The following is a 22,879-nucleotide window of genomic DNA, read 5'->3' as shown; positions in this document are numbered from 1 at the left end:
TTTCGCGTCTAATTATTGTCGATCCGGCGATTCATCGCGTCTAATTATTGTCGATACGGTGATTTATCGCGTCTAATTATTGTCGATACGGCGATTTATCGCGTCTCTTACCTTAACCAACAGTATTGATAGTAAACCTCGTTAATATAGATTTTATTACAAGTAATCATCTTAATTTAATCTAAAAACTATAAATTTAAAAATAGATGTATTTGAAAATTCAAAACCATCAAAATATAACAAAGTTTCCCGATGTTAAAAGCTAACCAAAATCAAAATGCACTACTAGCTCTGTTGTTACTTGTGCCAGTTCCGAGCATTGGTATTGCAACTCAGCTATATATACTCCCTGGCTTCCAAGGACATTTAGTAGCTTTATTAGCTAAAATCTGGTTATTGCTAGTACCCATTATTTGGTTATTATTTTTCGAGCAAGAAAATTTAAAATTTGAATATCCTAAAAGCCGTGATTTATTAGCTGGTGTCGGATTAGGGCTATTAATGCTAGGCATCATTTTGATTGTTTATTGGCTGCTGGGCGCAAAATGGATAGATGTTGAATATGTTCGCGATCGAGCAACACAAGTTGGATTGAACAGTTTTATAATTTACTTAGTCGGTGCAGTGTATTGGATATTTGTTAACTCTTTACTTGAGGAATTTGTCTGGCGTTGGTTTGTTTATCGTAAATGTGAAATTTTGGTATCGAGTCCTTTAGCTGTAGTACTGTCTGCACTATTTTTTACGATTCATCATGTTGTTGGTTTAGCAGCTTACTTTGATTGGCGTGCGACAACATTATGCTCATTGGGAGTGTTTCTCGCAGGGGCGGTTTGGTCATGGTGCTACTTAAATTATTGCTCGATTTGGCCTGGATACATCAGCCATATTTTTGCAGATATAGCAATTTTCCTAATTGGCTGGCAACTGATCTTTACTTAAGAAAAATGTCATCAATCAACATTTCTCAAGATAATATGTTTTTTGAAGTCGAAACTGATTATACCTTCTTCTTGCAATTTCCCTATCAATCGTGTAATTGTTACTCTAGTGGTACAACAGGCGCTAGCAATATCTTCGTGAGTAAAGCGAATATTTAGGCGAGTTCCCTCTGGTACAGTTTCACCCACTTCTCGTTTCAAAAGTTGTAATAGATGTTGTAAGCGATCTTGTACTCGCCGTCTACCAGAAATTGCTAAAAAAGATTCTGTTTGCTGTAACCGCTGCTTAATTTTTGGTAGAAGCGTATGGCTCAGTGTTGTAGAAGCTGATATTTCTGTTGCATAAATTGACACTAAGCTAACATCAGCAAGCGCTGTTGCTTGGTAAATGTCTAAAGATGTCAAACTAGAACCAAAAACCATTCCTGGTGTTGCCAATCCAATCAGCACTTCTTCACCCGTTTCACAGTAGGTACTGAGTTTCACCAAACCCTGAGAAACATACCAAATTACTAATGGGTTGAGGGGAATAGTTTCTCCTTTATCATATTTATGTAGGGGGCGATTGTTGAAAATGTCACTCTTGTCTTTAATTGCTGATTCTAATTGCTGACGCTGGGTTATATTACGCACCATCCAGCGCAGAGAAATTGCCTTACCCTGCTGATTGCGGACAACTGTCACTGTCAAAGCTGCATAAAATAGCTCGCCATAACGTTGTTGCAAACGTACCAATAACTCTTTAACTTTGTCTGATTGCGATAGCTGTATCAGTTCGTTGCGAATTTGCTGACGTTCTTCTAGAAGGACAAAGTTAATTATTGGTTTGCCCACTAAAAAATGCTTGGAAACATTCAACAACTTAGCTACGGTGAGGTTAGCTTCTTGGATAATTCCTTCTGTATTAGTCACTAAATAGCCGTCTGGCGCTAACTCGAATAAATCTTGGTAGTGATGGCGCTCTGCTTCTAACCAATTCCGTGTTTTTACTAGTTCCTCGTTTTGCTGATAAAGTTCCTCTGCCGCTAACTGTGCTATTTTTGAGGTGTTATGGAGTTCCTTAAAAGCTTCCGGTAACAAATCAGGCGAAATCCAAGGTAATAAACTAGCAGTTTGGTATAAATCTGCTAAACGCTTGTGCAATATTTCTGTACGTTGGACAAATTTTTCTATGTTCACCTTAAATTCCCGCCATTTGCTTGCAGAAGTTAAGTAAAAAAACTACTAAGTAAACCCTTGAAAAAAATTGCAGTATACTTAATTTTATTGAATTATAAATTTAATAGGTTATAAATTGCAATTTTCATGTAATTGAAGTAATAAAGTTAATTTATTTTGGGTTTTTGACAATTTATATCCTATAGTTGCTACAGATTAGCCAGTTTTTAAATGACACATGTAGCATTCAACCTAGATGCTCAAAGTAAATTGAATCTACAAATTGCAAAGCATCCACAGAGATATTTATTTACTAGAAATTTTACGGAGTTCTGCTAAGTATTACTTCTACCCTTGGTGGTAAAATTATGTAAACTCAGCTAAATACGAGTACCAAATCTGCCATCTAAGATTATGCTAATTTTTGACTAAACTGATAAGTAAGTCAAAATAACGATTAGCAAAGAGCAGATACTACACTCGGAAAACTCTACATCTCAACCTTAATTTCTGAATAGTATTGTTGAATCCGCTTTGTCATTCCTCCTAAGAAATAATTTAGTACTAATAATAATTGTTTCCATCTTTACTAAAAGGATGTTTGGAAAGCTATATTTGTTACCCAAAGTCTCTAATACCCCCCTAACCCCCCCTTGGAAAGGGGAGGAAATAGTCTTTTGAAGCCCTCTTTTATAAGGGGGGTTGGGGGTGTAATGTCACAATTTAATATGCTATACGACACTTTTCAAACACCCTCTAAGAATAACTAATAAGACTTTACCCAACTTCCATCACAAGAATTAAGCAATTACTACCAAAGAGATAGAATCTAAGTTAAGTTTGTTGGTGATTCTGAATACTTTGGCTATTAATAAACTTAATAAACTTTATAAAAAATTCATAACAAGATTCCCAATTTTTTTAAGAAGGTGTTTTAAAAGTTTTATTGCTAACACCAAAAGCTTAGAAATTTCAACCTTACTCCTTTGTAGGGGTTAGATTTCATCTCGACGCTAGGTACTTCTCCTTTAGCGCAGACCTTCCCATTTTCTTTAAGAACTTGGGAATCCAAGCCTTTCCATCTTCAAATTCATTATAAAACTATCTGACACGGGTAAGAGTAAAACTATTAAGAACAAGCAATGGTCTACTATATCTAGAATTGTAAAGATAAATATTAATAAGTTAAAAAGGTTTGTATCGCCAATCACGTATGAACTTAATAATTATCCGTCTCTTTAGTTAGAGGATAAATGAAGTAGTAAGCTGGTGTAATTTAACAATGCGTAACAGCTAATCAACGCGCAAGTTACAAGGAGTGATGAGTGAGGTGTCAAAGTAATAAAATCTCATCACTCCTTTTTACTTAACGTGAGTTTGATAAACCTCTTCCTCCCAACCTCCCTCTCCCACGGGGAAAGCAGGGTAATTTCATACAACCAGAGAAAAACTAAAACTGGGTTTCAAAGCCTATCTACCTTTCGGAAAGAGGTTTAGAGAGGGGTAAAAAGCCATGCTACAAAACAAGAAATCAAGGCTTATGTATTTTTCTTTCTTCGTATGAAACCACCCTGCTCTAATGCACTATTTTTTTGCTTGCCACGCCACTACAATTTTTCTTAACTGAACTGTATTGGTTTATGAGCTACTAACGAATACCATCATTATCAATGGCGCTGTAGCTGTCGCTGGGGAAAAGCCCCAACCAAGGGTCAGAACTAGGAGTTAAAAATAGTTGTCCGTATACTTGTTCATTGAGCGCTTCCACACTCCTTGTTTGCTTACCCTGCATAAACCATTGATGAATTTGGCTGTGCAACATATATTCATTTCTGACTGTATCTAAAGCCATTGTGGCTTCAAAATTTTTCACTATTATCGGCAAATTATCTTTTTGAGTGTTGGCAGATTGAGACTTTTTAGCTCTAATTAGAGAGATGCTGTTTCGATCTAGCTTGACATCGGCGGCATAGAGTTGAGCAATTTTGTCCCAAACTTTCTGGTCAGTAATTTCAGCTAAGGCGTTTTGATTTCGTTCAGCATTAGACTGGAGAGCAGTTAACATTGGCGTTTCAACTCTCATTTTAGAAACTGCTAGAGAGCTTGCTATTTCTGCTGTTGGTGGTTGAGTGGGATTACTGGGAGTTTCTGCCAACTTAGGGGGAGATTGGATACCCAGGCGGGATAAATCTGCAACCCATTGAGCTTGGATAGAATTTAAGCGATCGCTGTGGTATTTTCTTAAATAAGACTCGCGATCGCTTGGTGTAAGTTTACTGTAATTTTTTACTGCTAATTCAGCCTGCTCTAGCTGCTGCAAAAATGCTTTGGGACTATATAACCCTGGAATAGCATCGATTGGCCGACCTGATGCATCTAATACATAATGAATGCTATTGCCTGTAATCGTTCGCTCCAACTTGCGTCCGTCGCCAAAATCAATAGTTACTTTGGGTACAGGGCGCACTGATTGCCAATGCAAAATAAAACGGTCTTGAAGCAGTTTAGAAATTTCTACATTCGGATACAGTGCTACCCTGAAGAATCTACTATTAGCACAACTCAAATCTTGATCCAGCCTACCCAATAACCGCAGAGATAGAATGGGTTTACCACTAGCTCTAGCAGCAGCTTTGGCTTGTTCTATATCAGTATACCAGTACAAACGAGAGGCGTAACAGTCCCGTTGTTGACAAAGTTCATCTAAAGCTAGCCGAAGTGCAGGAGAAGGTAGAACTGCTCCTGAAGAAGCGGTATTTAATGTATTAGCATGGGATTTAAGAAATACTTGTAACCCTTTTGGGCCCTGTTTCCGAAGTACAGAAACTTCTTGAGATAGGTTGGAGATTTCAGCTACAGGAGTTTGAGCATCAGCTATCTGCACAAAACCGAAGCTGACTAGGATGAGTGCGAAAGGATATTTGCAGGTTCTAAATTTCATATATTTTCAGATATTTTCAAGGAAAATAGAGGGTGTGAGTGGGGAGCATCCGGTTTTGGCAATAACGAACAGAAAGAATTTGGTTGATACTCTCAACATTCCACTGTCAGCCAGAAATTTTAATCCTAGTGTTTACAGCAGTTTTGATGGATTTGAACCTTTTCGAGTGGAAGCAATACATTTATTTTGACCCTCTCTCCAAACCTCTCTCCTAAAAGGAGAGAGGCTTTGATGCTCACTCCCCAACGCTAGCTCTTAAGGGGTTGGGGATTAGGTCTGTATTTCGTGCAATTGAGAACCGCTATCTATATAAGATACTGTGGGTAACTTGCTTACCCGTAGAGATAGTTTCTTAATCTTCTTGATTGGGTTGAGGTAAAGAAATATTTCCTAAGTAATTCACTAAATCGGTTTGACTGGAGAAATCTAACAGCGCCTCAGCTAAATCTTCTAGTTGAGTAATGGGTAATGTGCAAATTTGCTGTTCTATCTCTGGCTCAATTGCGCTAACCCGACGTGTTAACTGACGCATAATCAGTTGTAGCGCCTCCTGTTTCTTTCCTCGTTCTTCTCCCTGTTGCAATCCTTTTTGCAGAATGTCTTGGTAAATCACAGATTCTTGCATAATTTCCTCTCTGAAAAGCTGTGTAATCAAACTTTTATCAAACCGCAAACCAGCTAAAACCTGAACACAAGCTGATATGTTCTGTCGTTCGTCTGTTTCTTCAATCATATCGACAGCAGTAGCGACTTGAGTTAATAAGTCTGCGGGTGAGTCGGTTCTGGCTAATGTCGCCAGTGGTAAAAGTGCAGGGTTAGCTAGCAGCGGTGTGGGATCTTCTTCCCATAAACGAATCACTCGATACTCGTGTCTGGTTTTTTTATCTACATACTGGGTATTAAAAACAATTTCTGAGGAGGTGGGTTGTAAAAAAATCAACACCTGCTCAATATCACACCAGTATTCTCGTTTTAATCTGGTGTAGTAATCTAGCATCCGAAAATCAAGCGGGGTTTTGGATTTTGGTGTCGTTTGAAACTCTAAATGTAAGATTTGATTGGCGATTTGCAGGAATGTCACCGAATCAGCACGAATCGGTTCGAGATTGAGTTCGGTTTTAAGTACTTGGATATCTAAGATGTCAGATGCAAGTAGCCATCTGGCAAAGTCACCAGGGTATTTTTCGGCAAGGTATTTGCAGGTGTTATCGTAACTCAAGGGCGTATATTTGATATGTTGTGGTCTAATTGCATATTTGGGTATGGAATTATGAAAAACTCCACCCATAAGTGAATGGAGTTTTTTAATACACAATTTTATGCTTGACAACGCACTAGATTTATGCAAAAAGTGGATTATTGCAGCAAAGGAGTTGTGTTTTTACCGTTAGTTGACGCATCCGCAATTGCAGCTTGAGCCGATTCTGTGGAAAGAACCGCTACAATTGGAGCAACTTTTGAAATAGATTTTTTATTTCTTTTTCCATTAGAGCCGCCAGCTTTGGAATACTGTATACTGTTTCTGCCGTAGATAGTTGCAACTCCACTTAGCATTCGTTCAGACATTTCGGAGAGGGCTTTATCCATCTGGATTATTGTTTTACGCGATTCTTCAAGATTGGATACAAGCGTGTTATGAGCTTCTAACGTCGCACGGGTAGTATTGATGAGGTGGTTGTAGGATTCAATGTTTAATCCATATCCTAAATCCAGATTTTCATCAACGGATTTAAGCAAGGCAAGACGAAGTTGGGCTTTGTCAACAGCAGCAGAACTACGAGTTCTTAAAGACATGAGATATCCTTTTTTTTAAGATTTCCTTTTTCAACATAGTGGAGTATCCTTTTGCCTGAAATGGGTAGTTTTGTGGATTTATTTCATTAAAAGTTCAACGAAATAATTACGAGTTTGTCTGTATTTTTACTCATTTTTCATATCTATTTGTTGTTTGAGAATAAGTGCAATCAGCAATTGCGATCGCTAAATCAACAATTGCGATCGCTAAATCAACAATTGCGATCGCCAAATCAACAATTGCGAACTCCAAATCAGCAATTGCGAACTCCAAATTAGCAATTGCGAACTCCAAATCAGCAATTGCAAACTCCAAATCAGCAATTGCGAACCCCAAATCAACAATTGCGAACTCCAAATCAGCAATTGCGAACTCCAAATCAGCAATTGCGAACTCCAAATCAGCAATTGCGAACTCCAAATCAGCAATTGCGAACTCCAAATCAACAATTGCGAACTCCAAATCAACATTAGAAAGGGGAAAAAAGAAATTTAATCGTATACACAAGTCGAATTACCCCCCTTAATCCCCCCTTCGACAAGCTCAGGGCATCGCTTATAAAGAGGGGAAAAAAGAAATCTATCTAGTTCCCTCCCCTTTATAAGGGGAGGGTTAGGGTGGGGTAAAACCCCGGTTTGTAGGTTACGCAGCGTACACAAGTACTAAAAATCTCATTGCTTAAGGAAACTTAACCGTTTTTATACGCAGATGAATATACTCTCTGCGTATTTTTTACGAAAAAAAGATTCATCCCAATGTATATTTCTGCATTCTTTTGGGAATTATAAATCGAGGAAGCATGATAAATCACAAAATATGACTTCCTGAAATATCACGTAACTTTTAGAGGATAATTATGTCTAAACGCAAGTTGCCCAAAGGTCGTAGTGTTAGTTCAGTTGCTCTAGAACCAGAAGTGGCGATCGCAATTCTTGGGTTATTTTCCGCTGCGGCTGATGGTGAAGGTATTTCTTCCACAGAAGAATATGCTTTGAGTGAATTTCTCGGTCGGGTTGACTTATTTGAAGATTACTCTGAAGAAGACTTTGAAGAATTGACCGAAAAAGTCGTCAGCTTGATTGAAGAAGAAGAACCAGAAGATTTAATCGCTCAGTCTATCGAATCCTTACCCAATAGAGGTTATCGGGAAGCTGCATACATTACAGCTATCTTAGTAGTAGGGATTGACGAAGAAGTACCTGAAAGCGAACAAGATTATATCTCTGAACTTCAAGAAGCCTTAAATATTTCAGACGAACGCGCACAAGAACTTATAGACGCAGTGTTCGGAGAAGAAGACGAAGAAGAGGAAGAAGAGTAATATTTTTTGACTTGCAACCCCATACCATTTTGGATTTTAGATTTTAGACTTCGGCTGCGCTCAGTCGAACGATTTTGGATTGTGAAATCTCCATTAAATAAGTGTTTCAGTTTTCCATCTGTCGCAATCATTTTTCAAATTGGTATCAGTCATCTACCATCTTTAATTTGGGGTTGCTAATTTAGAATATGAAATAATTTTGTTTGAGTTAAGTTGTTCAGATTCCCGGCTTCATGAAGAAGTTGGGAATTTTGCATTGTATCAAAATTAACATTTTTCAGATAAAGGTAAAATATCCTTGAGCGATCGCCATTCAACTTTCACATCACGTTATCATCGGATCTTGTGGAATTTCTGTGCATAACTCGATAGCATCTATGACCGCCTCTCACTCCGAAACTCCATCTACCAAGCCCGATGCAAGTACTTTTATTTCTGACCATCTACAGGTGGATCGCAGTAAGCTAAGTCAAATGTACTTGCATTATGTCGAGACGAAGGATAAATATCCTCACGCGGTATTGCTGTATCGGGTAGGAGATTTCTTTGAATGCTATTTCCAAGATGCTGTCAAACTAGCGCAAGAGTTGGAATTAGTTCTCACTAGTAAGCAAGCTGGGGAACAGGGACGGGTGGCGATGTCTGGTGTTCCGCATCACGCTTGGGAACGCTACGCGACGATGCTGGTGGAAAAAGGCTATGCAGTCGTAATTTGCGACCAAGTGGAAGATGCTTCTGAAGCTGCTGGGAGATTAGTGCGGCGAGAAGTAACGCGCATCCTTACCCCCGGTACTTTGCTAGAAGAAGGAATGCTCAAATCCAGTCGCAATAATTACTTAGCAGCAGTAGTAATTGCCGCAAATCATTGGGGTTTAGCTTATGCAGACATCTCTACAGGAGAATTTCTCACGACTCAAGGTAGCGATTTAGAACATTTGACTCAAGAATTAATGCGCTTACAACCTTCAGAGGTGTTAGTTCCGACAAATGCGCCCGATTTGGGTAGTTTGCTGCGTCCGGGAGAAACTTCGCCACATCTTCCTGAGTGTTTGCCACCATCATTTTGCTATAGTTTGCGATCGCAACTTCCCTTTTCTCAAGGAGAAGCTAAACCGAGATTATTGCAGAAATTTAAAGTGCGATCGCTCGAAGGACTCGGTTGCGATCGTCTTCCTCTCGCTGTTCGTGCAGCCGGTGGTCTTCTGGAATACCTGGAAGATACCCAAAAAGAAAACCCTGTCACTCTTCAAAGACTCCGCAGCTACACTGTCACCGACTATCTAATTGTTGACAATCAAACCCGTCGTAACTTAGAAATTACCCAAACCGTTCGGGATGGCACTTTTCACGGTTCCCTACTTTGGGCATTAGATAAAACTAGTACAGCAATGGGTGGGCGGGCTTTGCGGCGATGGTTGTTGCAACCGCTACTCGATATTAAAGGCATTCGGGCACGTCTTGATACCATCCAAGAATTGATGGAAAATACACCCCTGCGTCAAGATTTGCGGCATTTATTAAGGCAAATTTACGATCTAGAACGCCTCACAGGCAGGGCGGGTTCTGGTACAGCTAATGCTAGAGATTTAGTAGCTTTGGCAGATTCTCTCTCACGCTTACCGGAATTATCCAACTTAGTAGTTGAGACGCGTTCTCCATTTCTCAAAGCTTTGCAGAAAGTCCCAAGTGTGTTGGAAGAATTGGCACAAAAGTTACACGCACATCTTGTAGAGTCGCCACCCATACTAATTAAAGAAGGCGGATTGATTCGCCCCAGTGTGAATCCCCTATTGGATGAAAGAAAAGCAACTGTAGAAGCAGACCCAGCAGTGGATTGCCAACTTGGAAGTTGATGAAAGAGCTAAGACAGGAATTTCCACACTCAAGGTAGGATTTAACAAAACCTTTGGTTATTACATCAGCATTTCTCGCACCAAAGCCGACCAAGTACCCGCTAATTATATCCGCAAGCAAACCCTGACCAATGAGGAACGTTACATCACCCCTGATTTAAAAGAACGAGAAGCCCGGATTTTGACGGCGCGAGAAGATTTAAATCAGTTGGAATATGAGATTTTTACAGCGTTGCGGGAAGAAGTAGCACAAGAGGCGGAAGTAATTCGCAATCTGTCTCGTGCAGTGGCGGCGGCGGATGTATTGTGTGGTTTGGCGGAGTTAGCGGTACATCAAGGTTATTGTCGTCCCGAAATATTGCCAGGAAGAGAGATAAACATTGTTGATGGTCGTCATCCCGTGGTAGAACAGTCTTTACCTGCGGGTTTCTTTGTGCCGAATTCAACGCAATTGGGTCAAGAGTCGTTAGCAGATGACCAAGAACAAATAACAAATACTTCTCTACGAGAGGCTGCGCCAACGACTACGCTCAGTACAAGTGACAAAGGACAAATGACAAATGACAAAGGACAAATGACAAATGACAATCCCGATTTAATTATTCTTACCGGGCCAAACGCCAGTGGCAAAAGTTGTTATTTGCGTCAGGTAGGATTGATTCAGTTAATGGCGCAAATTGGTAGTTTTGTACCAGCTAGATTTGCCAGATTGGGAATATGCGATCGCATTTTCACCCGTGTCGGTGCAGTAGATGATTTAGCAACTGGTCAATCTACCTTCATGGTGGAAATGAATGAAACTGCAAATATTCTCAATCATGCCACATCTAGGTCGCTAGTATTATTAGATGAAATTGGTCGCGGCACAGCAACATTTGATGGTCTTTCCATCGCTTGGGCGGTGGCAGAATATATAGCAGTGGATATTCGATCGCGCACAATTTTTGCCACTCACTACCACGAGTTAAATGAACTGGCTAGCATTATCCCGAATGTGGCTAATTATCAAGTGACAGTGAAAGAATTACCCGACCAAATTATCTTTTTGCACCAAGTTCAACCAGGAGGTGCTGATAAGTCTTATGGAATTGAAGCGGGAAGATTAGCGGGTTTACCAGCCGTAGTTATTAAACGGGCAAAACAAGTGATGGGGCAAATTGAAAAACACAGTAAGATTGCGATGGGGCTGCAAAATCTTGATGGGTAAGCAAGTTTGTAGTAAGGACTTTAGTCCTGATTTTCTAAACACTAAAGTGCTTACTACAAACCGAGGTGTTAATTACTGCCTAAAAATTTCTACTTTTTTTAACACCACTTCTTGATTCGGACGATCTCTAGTTGTAGGCACATTAGCAATCTTGCTAACTATATCTAGACCTTGGACAACTTCACCAAAAACACTGTGATTGTTGTCAAGGTGAGGTGTTGGTGCTTCTGTAATAAACCATTGCGAACCATTAGTACCGCGTCCGGCATTAGCCATCGACAAGATACCTGCACGAGTGTGTCTCAATTCAGGATGAAACTCATCTTCAAATTGATATCCTGGGCCACCAGTACCCCATCGGTTGGCTGTATCTAGATAACGACTCAGAGGATCGCCACACTGAATCATAAAATTAGGGATGACCCGATGAAAGCGAACTCCATCATAAGCTGGAGTTCCCTTACCAGATTGACCAGTTTTAGGGTCTTTCCAGTCGATTGTTCCAGTTGCTAGACCGACAAAATTTTTGACGGTGTTAGGAGTTCGCTCTTCTTCCAAACGAACTACAATTTCACCCAAGGAAGTAATTAAACGAGCGTGCAGTGTTCCATCACCGGGAATATTAATTTCTGGAAAGTTCATTAGATATCCTATTTTAACAAGTGCCAGTGTTTGAACTATATAAGTTTATCAGCATTCAAGTTACCGCCTTTAGACATAACAAAAAACCTGAAGGCAGGAAACTTGAGCCAACAAATATTTTACTCAGGTAAATTTATCGCTGGATTCCGGCTAAAGAATCCTCTAGGGACTAACTTAAAGCCAACTCGGTGAACAGGCATCACAGGCCAATCTTCCGATCGCGGAATATGAGTTACGCCCATTGTGTACCACATTACGATATCTTCACCCATCAAGGCTTCATCGTCTGCAATATATTTTGGCAAACCCTGCCCAGCTTGAGTTTGGTTGGGATAATCGCCGCCAGCATAAAGTTCAGTAGGTTTATATTTTGTTACCCAGAGGTGATGAGTTGCAAATTCTGCCCTTTCCCGGATTTTTGAACCTTCCACAGGGAAAAATATCGAGTTTCCTTCAGGCATCAGCATATATCCAGGTGCAGCACCGAGAGTATTCTTTTTGTCTGCACTGGCAATCATCCATTCCCGACTGCTTTTCATATCCAAATCCCGCACAGCAGCCGTTTCTTTGACTAGTGGAGTTTCTGCAAGTGCGATCGCATTTCCTAAAGGATTTTCCTTATCCATCGGCAAAGCTTTCACATTCATTTCCATCACAGAATTAGCCTGACCATCAACATCGAAATCTAGGCGATAATTGAAAAAGTGCTGATGATTTACTCCAAAGATATTCTTAGCAATTAACCGACCATAAGAATCGTCATCAGATGGCTTTTGGGCAGCCGTTCCCTGCGCCAATACAATACCCGTTAATTCATTTTGGACTTCCAAAGTCCCATCTTGGTGAAAGATCCAATTGATGCTGTAATCATAGTTATCAATGGCTACCGTCATCTTCATCACTAATTCTCGACTGCGACGGACATCATTACGCTGAGTATTATATTCATAGTGTTTCCACAGCATTCCGTTGTCGCGCTCGTAGATACCGATAACCCCTGGTATTTGATAAGGTTCTCCCTGTTCATTAGCAAATACAGCATTTAACAACAAGCCATTTTCAGGAATTTCTTTACCTAATTCCATCGTATTTGCTAGTAAACCTAAGTTATATTCTCCAACATCAAAGGCATTTCTAAATGACCAAGTAGGCTTAGGATCGCCATAAGGTACTACCATTTCTGAAAGGCTAGCACGGTATAAAAGTGGTCGAATGTTTTCCCCGTCTTTGTGTGTCACTTGGTAGAGCATTAATCCATTGCGAGGATGCATTGAATAGCGAAACTTCCAACCTTGCCAGCTAATTTCATTGTCTGCGATCTGGAAACTTCTACCATTAGGTTGGAGTATTTTTAATGCTTTAAGTGGTGAAAGTAATTTACCCAAGGATTTGAGATCGTAATCCCAGTTTTCTTCAGAGAAAGGTATGTTTCCTCTATCAACAAAACTAGCAATTTTACCCGTATTCAAATTGACTGTTGCTAAAACTCCTTCGATGGGACTACCGTAATAATTCCAGCTTTTACCTTTGTAGTAAGATAAGCCGCGACAAAGACGATTACCTGTTGCTTCTTCCTGTTCGCTGAGAATTCCTGGTGCCCACCAACTGATTTTAACTCGATCGAAATCGGTAATTCCCCGCCTTTGCATCGCTTTTTGCCATCGGGGATCGGCTTTAACTACCTGAGTTGCTAGTTCATATTCTGAATTAGCGATCGCAGGTTGAACAGACGGTATTTCTTTCCAAGAACTTAAGGTTTTGCTTGTCAGATCAACAATTCCTTCAAAGGTTTTGTTTTCTGATCGCTCATAGATTACCAAAAAAACTTTTCGCCCAAAAGCTTTACCAGGTGTAAATTTTATAACTTCTTCTTTATCTGGTTCTTGTAAAGCAATAAGTGGAAAAGCTGCCATTTCGCTCAAAGTTTTTTCTCTTTGGATGACAGAAACGGCTGTGTTAATTTCTACCTCAGTTAGCGAAGTGAGAGGATGGGAAATCGAAGGCTGTTGAGCCATCAATTTTTCCATTAATCCGATTGAGATAAAAATGACAACAATGATGGCAATAGCTAGCCACAAAAAACGCTTTAGCCGCTTAATCATCTTTGACGTTTTTACAAAAGACTTATAGTTATCTATTTCCAAGCCTAAGATTCAAACCCGATAAAATATAGAAGCTAAAGCCAAATTAATTTGCCAACAGAGTCCCCGATTGTGAAACCCAATATATTCCTTGATTTAATTGATGTAGCTCATAATTGCTCGAGAGAGGTTAACTGGATCGACATCAGTGAAGAACAGTAATATGGATGACGATCAATTCATACGTGAGGCAGCAGAGCGTTTTACACGCTCTTGGTCTCAAAGGCGGGGTATTCAGTCGATCGATCGAAATGCTGCCGTTGTACTCGTGAAAGTACCATTAAATCAGCTATCTGATGCCCTTGCCGAGAAAGCGATCGAATCTCAACGCAATGTGATGGGAGCGGAAATCGAAGTTTCAGGCACTTGTGTGTTCGCGTATCAACTAGTTGGACACCCTTGGTCGATTATGATTTCTGGCCTAAGCCTACTGTCTCATCCATCAATTTTGGAATCAAGCGAGTTAGCTCAACTTTCAAAACAATTAGGACAAACAGTTATCAGGCTACTTGTAAGCGACGGTGGAGGCGAAGACGGTTATGACTTGTTTGAAGGTGGAGAATTGGTTGAATACTTTAGGGGGGTAGATGGTAAGTTAAGTGATGATTCTAATGAATATGGGATTCAATCGCAGCGATATCTATTGCCGTACCCAGACGATCTCGATGATGACGAGGACTCCGAAGCCCAACCAACAGCATACTTCTGGTCGCGTCGTCGCCAAGTAACAGCCGAAGAGATTGGCAATATTTGGCATTTTATATGTCAGTTTATGTTTGATTATGATGCGTTCGATCCTGCCATTGACTCCAGGTATTTACTAGGAGAATACTTTCTGAGGTGTGGCCGCTATCGAGTTCAAAATCCAGGCTTCACTTTAGTTTTTGGTTATGACGAAGATGGGCGTAGGCAGGAAGTCACTTCTGTACCTGATTTAGCTAGGGTCGATTACTTCAGATTTGGAAATTGATCTGCTATGGAATAAATGTATAAAAATGCAATAGTTTGGCACAACAGGTACTGAAGAACCAAATAAATTATCCAAAATTATTTGTACATTTGTAGGGGCGTATTGCAATACGCCCTGAAAGCCCCCGATCTCGCGTCGCTCAATCTAAAATCCAAAATCCCAAATCAAAAATTATTTGACGCTTCAGCAATTAAGCAGAAACTAAACGGCGTAAAGATTCAGCACGACGTTTAGCAATAGAGTTATTTGGAGCAAATTTAAGTGCTTCTTCGTAACTTTGTAACGCCTGAGTAGTTAATTTTTTCTTTTCGTAGGCATGACCGAGATTATTCAATCCTGTTACGTAGTCTGGTTTAGCTTTTAGGGCTTCTTTGTACTGACGAATTGCTAAGTCATATTGCTCTTGGGTGAAATAAACATAGCCCAGCCCGTTATAGATGGGGGCGATATTTTCTTCTCCCTCTTCTTGGGCAGCTTTGAGAGCTTTTTGAAATAGCGCGATCGCTGGAGAATACATTTTTTTTTCTGAATAAATACTGGCTAACTCATAATATTCTTGAGTCGTACCCTTTTCTTTCTCTAACTTCTTTCGCAATCTTGCAAAAGAGCCTTCAACCTTGCGAGTTTTGAAAATCTGGCGAAAAACACCCACGGCTGCAATTGTGAGTGTAACCACCAAAATTGAGAGATAAACAACGGCTAGACTGTTATCCATTACTGCAAATACAAATATTATAAAGTTTGTTATTTGTCCTTTGTCCTTTGTCCTTGGTTATTTGTTAATGACCAATGACCAATGACTAATGACCAATTTACGGTAAACCCCAATATTGAGAGCGTTGCTGGAGCCAACCTTTTTCTAAATAACGAGCGATCGCTTGATTCACATTTCGTCTAAACTCATCGTACTGCAATCCTTTGGGCATTACTACACATAAGGGTTCAGTTGATAACTTAGTTGGCAGTAACCGATATTGAGGATATTGTTGCACCCAACCGCTTAGAACACTAGCATCTGCGGCGAAGGCGGCGGCGGCATTATTTTCTATTTGCTCTCGCGCTTCTATATATGAATTCACTCCTACTAACTCGGCATTTGGCACATAGTACCGCACTTGAGCAATAGTGCTGGAGTTATTGAGTACGGCAATCTTTTGTTTTGATAGATCGCTCAACTGCTGAATTGAAGTATTTTTTGTAACTAGTCTAGTGCCATCCAAATAGTAGGGAACACTGAAACTAACTATGCGGCTGCGAGATTCGGTTGCTGTGACTCTAGCGATCGCAAAATCAACTTTCTTGTCTAAGACTACAGACAGGCGATCGCGATTCGCTACAGGTTGAAATTTTACAGCTTCGGTTTTACCAACCAAGTCAACTGCCAAACGCTTGGCCAAGTCAATTTCTAAGCCTTGCAAATTCCCGTTGTCATCTTTAAATCCCAAGGGACGCAAGTTATCTTTCACGGCAACATTTAAATAGCCCCGCTGCTGAATTTCTGACATTTCGGCAGCAGATGCAGTTAATCCCGTTCCCACTAGAGAAAAGCAAAAAATCCAAAAGATAGTGATGGATAATACCAGATGTAACCGAGTAATTGTTTGCCGTCTGTTACATCTGTTATACATCCCTCACCACCTTTATCCTTTAGCTTGAAGTGCCAATTGTGCAACTTTGCCGAAACTAGCTGGATCGAGGACTGCCAATTGTGCCAACATCTTGCGATTTAGTTGGATATCAGCTTTTTTCAAGTTACCGATCAACTGGCTGTAACTCAAGCCGTGTTGCCTGGAAGCAGCGTTGATGCGGGTAATCCAGAGGCGGCGAAAATCGCGCTTTTTCTTTTTGCGATCGCGGTAGGCACTCCGTAGCGCCTTCATCACTTGTTGGTTGGCAGTTCTAAACAGAGTTGAATGGGAACCGCGAAAACCTTTAGCTAGTTTGAGAATTTTATTGCGGCGTTTGCGAGCTACATTACCGCGTTTTACCCGAGTCATAATTTATTTCCTAAAATACTTACAAATATGGGAGCATCAAGCGCACGTTAAGTTCATCGCGTTCGTGTACAAGCGCACTCTTACGCATATCACGTTTTTTGTCAGAAGATTTGTGTTCTAAAAGGTGGCTTTTGAAAGCTTTGCGACGGACGATTTTGCCGCTACCGGTGGCACGGAATCGTTTTGCCGCGGCTTTACGAGTCTTTAGTTTAGGCATGGTCTAGCTTTGATTCGACACGATCCATTATTATATACTATTAAAATTGCTATAACTGCAATTAAATAAAGGATTTAAGCAACGGCGATCGCTCTAGATCGAATTAATTTCACCTATGGATGAGGTCAATATAGTTGAATATGACCCACGTTGGGCGACTTTGTTTACAGAAGAAGCCGAACGAATTTGGCAGGCATTAGGCAATGACTTAGTTGTAGAAATTGAACATATTGGTAGTACCGCAGTACCAGGAATGGCAGCTAAACCAGTTATTGACATCATGGTGGGAGTGCGTTCCTCAGTAGATGCAAAATCTGCTATTTTGGCTTTAGAATCTTTGGGATACGTTTATTGGTATGAAGACCCACGTCCTGGACGAATGTTTTTTGTCAAAGGAATGCCACCATACGGAAAGCAACGTACTCATCATATTCACATAGTCGAAATTGACAGCGAATTTTGGGAGCGCAAGCTATTTTGCGACTATTTGAGAAAGCATCCTGAAGAGGCGAAACGCTACGAAGTTCTAAAACGCGACTTGGCTACAAGTTTTCGGAGCGATCGCGAAGCTTATACCAATGGTAAAAATGACTATATCCGTGCTGTGATGGTCAAAGCACGGTGTAAGGAGATGGGGAAAAGTCAAAGCCATTAGACTTCTTGCATGAATCCTTACCCTCACCCTAAATCCCTCTCCCAAGCTTGGGAAAGGGACTTTAAAATTGACTCCCCTTCTCCCAAAATTGGGAGAAAGGGTTGGGGGATGTAGCTCCGCTTTCCGCAGGGTGGGCAAGTTTTGCATTCGTGCAAGAGGTCTATTGATTATTTAACTTTTTTCAGCAGCGTTAGCTTTGGGATCTAAAATTATTTGCGAAGTGGATTTATTCACATGGTAAATCCAAGATTGCCCTTTAACCTTGACAATTACTTCCCAACCTTCCACGGGGTCGTACTGCTGGGTGCAGACTTCGCCAAAGTTGAATTGGCAGAGATTTCCAAAGGTTTTTGGTGTAGCTTGAGTAATTTTTACATCAGTAATTTCCACCCCAGAACGGCTTGAGGCATCGTTCAAAATTGCATCTGCGATCGCCTTGGGCAATGTTTGTGAAGTACTCACTTTCGGATCTAATATTCTTTGCTTTCCAGATTTATCTACATGGTAAGTCCACGAATCTTGGCGGACTTTGACAACTACTTCCCAGCCTTCAATGGGGTTGTATTCCCTAGTACAAACTTCTCCAAATTTAAACTCACAGGGATTACCAAAGGTTTTCGATGTGACTTGGGTAATCTCTAATTCCCGTTTACGTAGACCGGAACGGAAGGATGCATCTCCTAAAATTTTATTAGCGATGGTTTTTGGTAACTCGTTTGCTTGGGATTGGGATATTTGAGTGCCGTCTGGGTAAGGAATAGCCCCAGCAGAATTGTTTTCAATGACTCCGAATCCACAAGATAGCAAGCTTGTCAACACTAGCGTCAAGAAAATTCCTCTGGGTGACTGGAAGGTACTTTTAATTACGGCAGATGCTTGGATGATGGATTTCATATATTATGTATTGATTGTTAAAAATTGAACAGATAATATTGCAATTGCAATCATAGTTTGTTTGACGTTGCACTCTTAATTCAGTTTCCTTATAAGAGGTTGTTTGAAAAGTGGTTGGCTATCTATCCCGCCTCGGAATAAATTCCGAGTCTCGTAACGAAAGGCTTCTTTTAGAGGACTAAAGAAGAAATTTAGTTCAGTCCACTTGAGTGGACTTTAGCTATCAGCCCGGAACTTTAGTTCTGGGCGGGATATTTGCTCAGTGTGCGACTTTCACTTGAACAGATATACTTATTTGCTCATTGCCGCTAAATTCACCACACATTCAGGAAATTGGCGTTTTAATGCTGGAAACACCGGACAAGGCGCTTGTTCTTGTAAATTGTCTGGTTTACTCCAAGTAAAAGGGGCTTTCTGCGCCGCAGACATCCACAACAAAAGCTTGGCCCGTGTCATGGCCACATAGAGTAAACGATACTCTTCAGATGTTTTCAAATTTTTTGCCACCTCCCATGCTTGACTAACATCCGGTATGATGGATTCTTCGTGGAGAGTAGCGCGAATTTGGGCGCGAGCTACTTCTGATAAGGTAAAGTCGCCTAAAAATTGGCTTTGGGGAGGAACCCAAAATCTGCCAGGAATCAAGTTTTCGTGGAGAAAGGGAAGAAACACATAGTCCCAATCTAGCCCTTTAGCTTTATGCATAGTGATAATTGTCAGTTGACCGCGACGGGTATAACGTTCTTCCGAATCCTCGGTTTCCACTGGTTCAAACCGTTCGGAACTAACGATTTCACTTAAAGCTGACAGCATTCCCCCCATCGAACTATTGCCAGCTATCTGCTGGTTTACCCGTTCTGCGAGTTTATCAGCAGTTGCCAATTCTGCTTGGTCATAATTTAAAGTCAAGGCGAGAAAGGAAATTAGCTGGTAAAGAGGCAATTCCAAACGAGCGCGGAGCAAGCTGCGACACAAGCGGGCAGCTTTTTGTACTGTTTCTGGCTGGGGTGCTGCTAGGGGGCCAGGATACAAAAACTCTTCTGGCAGACTAGCAAGGGCATTGAGGTCTTGGGTAGGAATTAATTGGCGCTGTACTAATGCTTCTAGGGCTGCTTTGAGGTAATCGGGGGAGTGGGGGCGATCGCAAAATTGCAATAATGCCAAAATCTCTTGAGGAACATGGGAACGGCGATCGCGTTCTCCCACATCGTAAAGTGTAATTTTATGCTCTTTGCACAGAGGTGTCAAAGCTTCTGCTAACCATCGTCCTTGACGATTTTCTCGGACTAAAATCGCGGCACTATTTTTTGTTGGATCTTCACCAAATAACTCAATTACTCTTTGAGATAACAATTCAACGGTGTGATGAATATCACGCGGGGTATAAAGTTCTAATCCTCGTCCTACGGGTGCGGGGTTAGCGTTAGCTTGCGGATCGCCAACTTCCACAGGGCGAATTGTCTGCAAGCGAAATGGTACTTGTCGGTTGTCAGGAATCTGTTGTTTGTTGTTAGTTTTGGTTGTTGCTAACCACTGATTATTGATCCATTTGAGGGCAAAGTTAGCGGCTTCAATGATAATTCTAGTACTGCGACCAGCTCGATCCATCGTTGCCAATCGTTCGATGCGATCGCACTCTTCGCAAAATTGCCGGAAATAAATCGGATCGGCTGGAGTAAAGGTAGAGTTAATCGCCTGGTTAGGGTCGCCAACTCGCACTAGATTGAGTGTTGACTGATGACTGATGACTGATGATTGAGGAGTTATTATTCTCTCCCTGCCCCCTGCCCCCTGCCCCCTGCCCCCTGCCTCCTCTCCCCCATTACTTGCCAAAATTTCTAATAGCTGCGTCTGAAGAGGGCTAGAATCTTGGGCTTCGTCTTCAAAGACGGCGAATATTTGGTTTTGCTCGATGCGGCGGGCGCTGTCGTTTTCTAAAACGCGCAGTGCGGCTAAAATCATATCGTCGTAATCGATAAAATCACGCGATCGCATCAAGTTTTGATATTGCTCGTACAATCCCGCCGCTACACTCAAAATTGCATATTCGTCTGTGGTTTGCTTACTCCACTCGCGCAACAATTCTGGCGATATCCCAGAACTTTTTGCTTCATGAATTACCGTATTAGCCAATTCTGGTAATACTTCTGTTCGCAATACCGATTGACGACGCAACCTTTCTGTCTCTTCTCCATCAAATTGATGACCTTCCAATAACCGCAAATATACATCTGGATTATTTACAATCCATTGTTCTACAGCAGTTCTGATCAAGCGGTGACTTTGGGTCGGTGTAATTAATATGACATTTTCTAACTCTAAACCTGACAAATCAGAATGGCGGTTGGCAATGTTCAACGCTAGACCGTGTAGGGTATAGACAAAAAATCCTGTTTGAGGTAGAGATAAATCATCTCGTAAAAATTTACGAATCTTCGCTTTAATATTGGCAGCAGCGGAGCGAGTAAAAGTAACCACTACCAACTGACGGCGGGAGGATGAACGCTCATATTGACGAGCGATCGCGATCGCCGCCGCCGCCGCCATTCCAGTAGATTTGCCTGCACCAGGAACGGCTGAAATCGCCAAAGGGCCAGATTGCCAATCAGCCATTTGCTGCTGTCCAGGGCGGAGACTGTTGCGGATGCGTGCTATGGCTTCTGCCCGTAGGGATGACACAGGCAAAAGCCCAGACAATTCTGGGTGGAGTGATTCTGGAGGTAAAGCAGCAGTAAAATTAGTGTCTGACATTATAAAATTTTATATTTTAAATTTAAGATTTAATCCAAAACCGCAGATATCAAAAATCATTGTTGTTTATCTGTAGTGACAAATATTTAATTGCAAACCAATTAGCTAATAGCTATATGAAGATACTAACAACAAAGAAAATTATTTTGATTGGCGGCGGCATCGGTGGCACTGCAACTGCGCTTGCTCTTTACCGGGCTGGATTTGAACCCATTGTTTACGAGCGCACGGCAACATTACGCGAAGTTGGGGCAGGAGTCGCGCTTTGGGCAAACGCTACCCATGTCCTAAAGGAGTTAGGCGTGTTGGACGATGTGTTACGCCAGAGCAATCCAATTACCAATTATCAGTTCTTCTCCCAGATGGGCAAAGAATTAATGAACCTCTGCATCAATCATTTTGAAGTGCCAGCCTTAGCCATCCATCGTGCTGATTTGCTCTCGCTGCTCTGGCGGAAACTGTCGAGTGAGCATTTTGTTTTGGGTCAGACATTTGAGCGTTTCGAGCTAGTTGGAAACAAAGTTCGTGCCTATTTTACTGCTGGTTTAGCAGATGAAGGCGATGTGTTGATTGGAGCTGATGGACTCAGATCAAAGGTGCGATCGCAACTGTTTGGTCAAGTAAAACCGATTTATCGTGGGATGACATCGTACCGAGGGCTGACGAATTACATACCTAACACTTATAAACCTGGATACATTTGTGAATTTCTGGGTTCCGGCAAAGCCTTCGGATTTGTGACGATTGGTAAAGGGCGAATGTATTGGTATGTAGCATCCAAAGCCGCAGAAGGACAATCCGACGCACCTGTTGGTCGCAAGCAAGAACTTCAGGAAATGTTTCAAGATTGGCCTACCCCCATTCCTGAACTCATTGCTGCAACTGATGAAACCAGTATTTTGAAGACTGATCTCTATGACCGTGTACCGATTCCCAAATGGAGCTTTTCAAACATCACGTTACTTGGTGATGCCGCACACCCAACTCTACCAACGATGGGACAAGGGGCGTGCATGGCAATTGAAGATGCGCTGGTCGTTACTCAGTGTTTGCTAGAACATTCAGATCCCGCAGCAGCTTTGCGCCAATACGAATCGCGGCGGCTGGTTCGCACCAAAAAGATTGTTGAACAATCTTTACTAATAGGAAAAGTTGCTCAATTAGAGAATCCTGTTGTTGTGGCAGTAAGAAATACATTAATGAAGTTGTTGTCACAACAGTTTGACAATGACTATAGAGCTATTCATGCTTACAGAGTTAGCTTGAAACTCGATAAATACTGATTTTATATTGGTTCTTAAAGTTGGTTATGAGCAAGAATAATTGGCTAGCGATCGCGCCTGACTACGGTCATTCTTCCGGTTCAGGCGACACACAAAACTAATTAGTGTCTTTG

General features: G+C 41.3%; 19 protein-coding genes and 1 pseudogene. 7 read left to right on the top strand and 13 right to left on the bottom strand.

Going from position 1 to position 22,879, the window contains the following annotated elements:
- The first annotated feature begins 252 nt into the window (after positions 1–252).
- Positions 253–942 carry a CPBP family intramembrane glutamic endopeptidase gene (locus NSTCB13_RS18540; RefSeq protein WP_448273425.1) on the top strand — a complete coding sequence of 230 codons (690 nt, stop codon included), beginning with the start codon at positions 253–255 and terminating at the stop codon, positions 940–942.
- A gap of 11 nt (positions 943–953) precedes the next feature.
- Here the strand turns inward: NSTCB13_RS18540 and NSTCB13_RS18535 are convergent, their stop codons facing one another.
- The 5 genes from NSTCB13_RS18535 to NSTCB13_RS18515 form a co-directional block, all read right to left on the bottom strand.
- Positions 954–2,120, bottom strand: a complete 1,167-nt coding sequence (locus NSTCB13_RS18535; protein WP_445631324.1) for a PAS domain S-box protein — start codon at positions 2,118–2,120, stop codon at positions 954–956.
- A gap of 1,627 nt (positions 2,121–3,747) precedes the next feature.
- Complete coding sequence (locus tag NSTCB13_RS18530) at positions 3,748–5,040, bottom strand: hypothetical protein (RefSeq protein WP_448273424.1); 1,293 nt, start codon at positions 5,038–5,040, stop codon at positions 3,748–3,750.
- Between the two features lie 352 nt (positions 5,041–5,392).
- Positions 5,393–6,259 (bottom strand): Rpn family recombination-promoting nuclease/putative transposase, encoded by an 867-nt coding sequence (locus tag NSTCB13_RS18525; protein ID WP_448270235.1) that lies wholly within the window; start codon positions 6,257–6,259, stop codon positions 5,393–5,395.
- Positions 6,260–6,396: 137 nt separating this feature from the next.
- A complete protein-coding gene (locus tag NSTCB13_RS18520) occupies positions 6,397–6,834 on the bottom strand; it encodes a hypothetical protein (RefSeq protein WP_448273423.1) in 438 nt (145 codons plus the stop codon).
- Positions 6,835–6,964: 130 nt separating this feature from the next.
- On the bottom strand, positions 6,965–7,108 hold the full coding sequence (locus NSTCB13_RS18515; protein WP_448273422.1) for a hypothetical protein: 144 nt from the start codon (positions 7,106–7,108) through the stop codon (positions 6,965–6,967).
- Between the two features lie 8 nt (positions 7,109–7,116).
- Here NSTCB13_RS18515 and NSTCB13_RS18510 point away from each other — a divergent pair, with 8 nt between their 5' ends.
- From NSTCB13_RS18510 to mutS, 3 genes and pseudogenes are all read left to right on the top strand, one after another.
- A complete protein-coding gene (locus NSTCB13_RS18510; RefSeq protein WP_448273421.1) occupies positions 7,117–7,308 on the top strand; it encodes a hypothetical protein in 192 nt (63 codons plus the stop codon).
- 383 nt (positions 7,309–7,691) lie between these two features.
- Positions 7,692–8,156 carry a tellurite resistance TerB family protein gene (locus NSTCB13_RS18505; protein WP_445631330.1) on the top strand — a complete coding sequence of 155 codons (465 nt, stop codon included), beginning with the start codon at positions 7,692–7,694 and terminating at the stop codon, positions 8,154–8,156.
- A 377-nt stretch (positions 8,157–8,533) separates the two neighbouring features.
- Positions 8,534–11,216 (top strand): annotated as a pseudogene (gene mutS, locus NSTCB13_RS18500) (DNA mismatch repair protein MutS).
- Positions 11,217–11,288: 72 nt separating this feature from the next.
- On the opposite strand, the gene NSTCB13_RS18495 reads toward mutS, so the two are convergent.
- Complete coding sequence (locus NSTCB13_RS18495; RefSeq protein ID WP_448267291.1) at positions 11,289–11,858, bottom strand: peptidylprolyl isomerase; 570 nt, start codon at positions 11,856–11,858, stop codon at positions 11,289–11,291.
- Between the two features lie 119 nt (positions 11,859–11,977).
- Complete coding sequence (locus NSTCB13_RS18490; protein ID WP_448273419.1) at positions 11,978–13,960, bottom strand: primary-amine oxidase; 1,983 nt, start codon at positions 13,958–13,960, stop codon at positions 11,978–11,980.
- A gap of 202 nt (positions 13,961–14,162) precedes the next feature.
- Between NSTCB13_RS18490 and NSTCB13_RS18485 the strand changes: the two genes are divergently transcribed.
- Positions 14,163–14,969, top strand: coding sequence for a hypothetical protein (locus NSTCB13_RS18485; RefSeq protein WP_448267289.1), 807 nt, complete (start codon positions 14,163–14,165; stop codon positions 14,967–14,969).
- Positions 14,970–15,159: 190 nt separating this feature from the next.
- On the opposite strand, the gene NSTCB13_RS18480 is transcribed toward NSTCB13_RS18485, so the two are convergent.
- From NSTCB13_RS18480 to rpmI, 4 genes are all read right to left on the bottom strand, one after another.
- Positions 15,160–15,684: a tetratricopeptide repeat protein gene (locus NSTCB13_RS18480; protein WP_448267288.1), complete on the bottom strand. Its 525-nt coding sequence runs from the start codon at positions 15,682–15,684 to the stop codon at positions 15,160–15,162.
- 97 nt (positions 15,685–15,781) lie between these two features.
- On the bottom strand, positions 15,782–16,597 hold the full coding sequence (locus NSTCB13_RS18475) for a transporter substrate-binding domain-containing protein (protein ID WP_448273418.1): 816 nt from the start codon (positions 16,595–16,597) through the stop codon (positions 15,782–15,784).
- 12 nt (positions 16,598–16,609) lie between these two features.
- Positions 16,610–16,966 carry a 50S ribosomal protein L20 gene (gene rplT, locus NSTCB13_RS18470; RefSeq protein ID WP_445631335.1) on the bottom strand — a complete coding sequence of 119 codons (357 nt, stop codon included), beginning with the start codon at positions 16,964–16,966 and terminating at the stop codon, positions 16,610–16,612.
- Between the two features lie 19 nt (positions 16,967–16,985).
- Positions 16,986–17,183 (bottom strand): 50S ribosomal protein L35, encoded by a 198-nt coding sequence (gene rpmI, locus NSTCB13_RS18465; protein ID WP_445631336.1) that lies wholly within the window; start codon positions 17,181–17,183, stop codon positions 16,986–16,988.
- Between the two features lie 115 nt (positions 17,184–17,298).
- Here rpmI and NSTCB13_RS18460 point away from each other — a divergent pair, with 115 nt between their 5' ends.
- The gene (locus NSTCB13_RS18460) at positions 17,299–17,838 is read left to right on the top strand and encodes a GrpB family protein (protein WP_448273417.1); all 540 of its coding nucleotides are present in this window, start codon (positions 17,299–17,301) and stop codon (positions 17,836–17,838) included.
- 171 nt (positions 17,839–18,009) lie between these two features.
- Here the strand turns inward: NSTCB13_RS18460 and NSTCB13_RS18455 are convergent, their stop codons facing one another.
- Both NSTCB13_RS18455 and NSTCB13_RS18450 read right to left on the bottom strand, forming a co-directional pair.
- On the bottom strand, positions 18,010–18,732 hold the full coding sequence (locus NSTCB13_RS18455; RefSeq protein ID WP_448273416.1) for a hypothetical protein: 723 nt from the start codon (positions 18,730–18,732) through the stop codon (positions 18,010–18,012).
- A gap of 291 nt (positions 18,733–19,023) precedes the next feature.
- Positions 19,024–21,483 carry an ATP-dependent helicase gene (locus NSTCB13_RS18450; protein ID WP_448273415.1) on the bottom strand — a complete coding sequence of 820 codons (2,460 nt, stop codon included), beginning with the start codon at positions 21,481–21,483 and terminating at the stop codon, positions 19,024–19,026.
- A 116-nt stretch (positions 21,484–21,599) separates the two neighbouring features.
- Between NSTCB13_RS18450 and NSTCB13_RS18445 the strand changes: the two genes are divergently transcribed.
- Positions 21,600–22,766 (top strand): FAD-dependent monooxygenase, encoded by a 1,167-nt coding sequence (locus tag NSTCB13_RS18445; RefSeq protein WP_448273414.1) that lies wholly within the window; start codon positions 21,600–21,602, stop codon positions 22,764–22,766.
- The last annotated feature ends 113 nt before the right edge of the window (positions 22,767–22,879 follow it).

It is taken from the genome of Nostoc sp. DSM 114160, from assembly GCF_053470305.1.
Note: the sequence above shows the minus strand (reverse complement) of the source record. Positions and strands in the feature narration are given on the sequence as shown.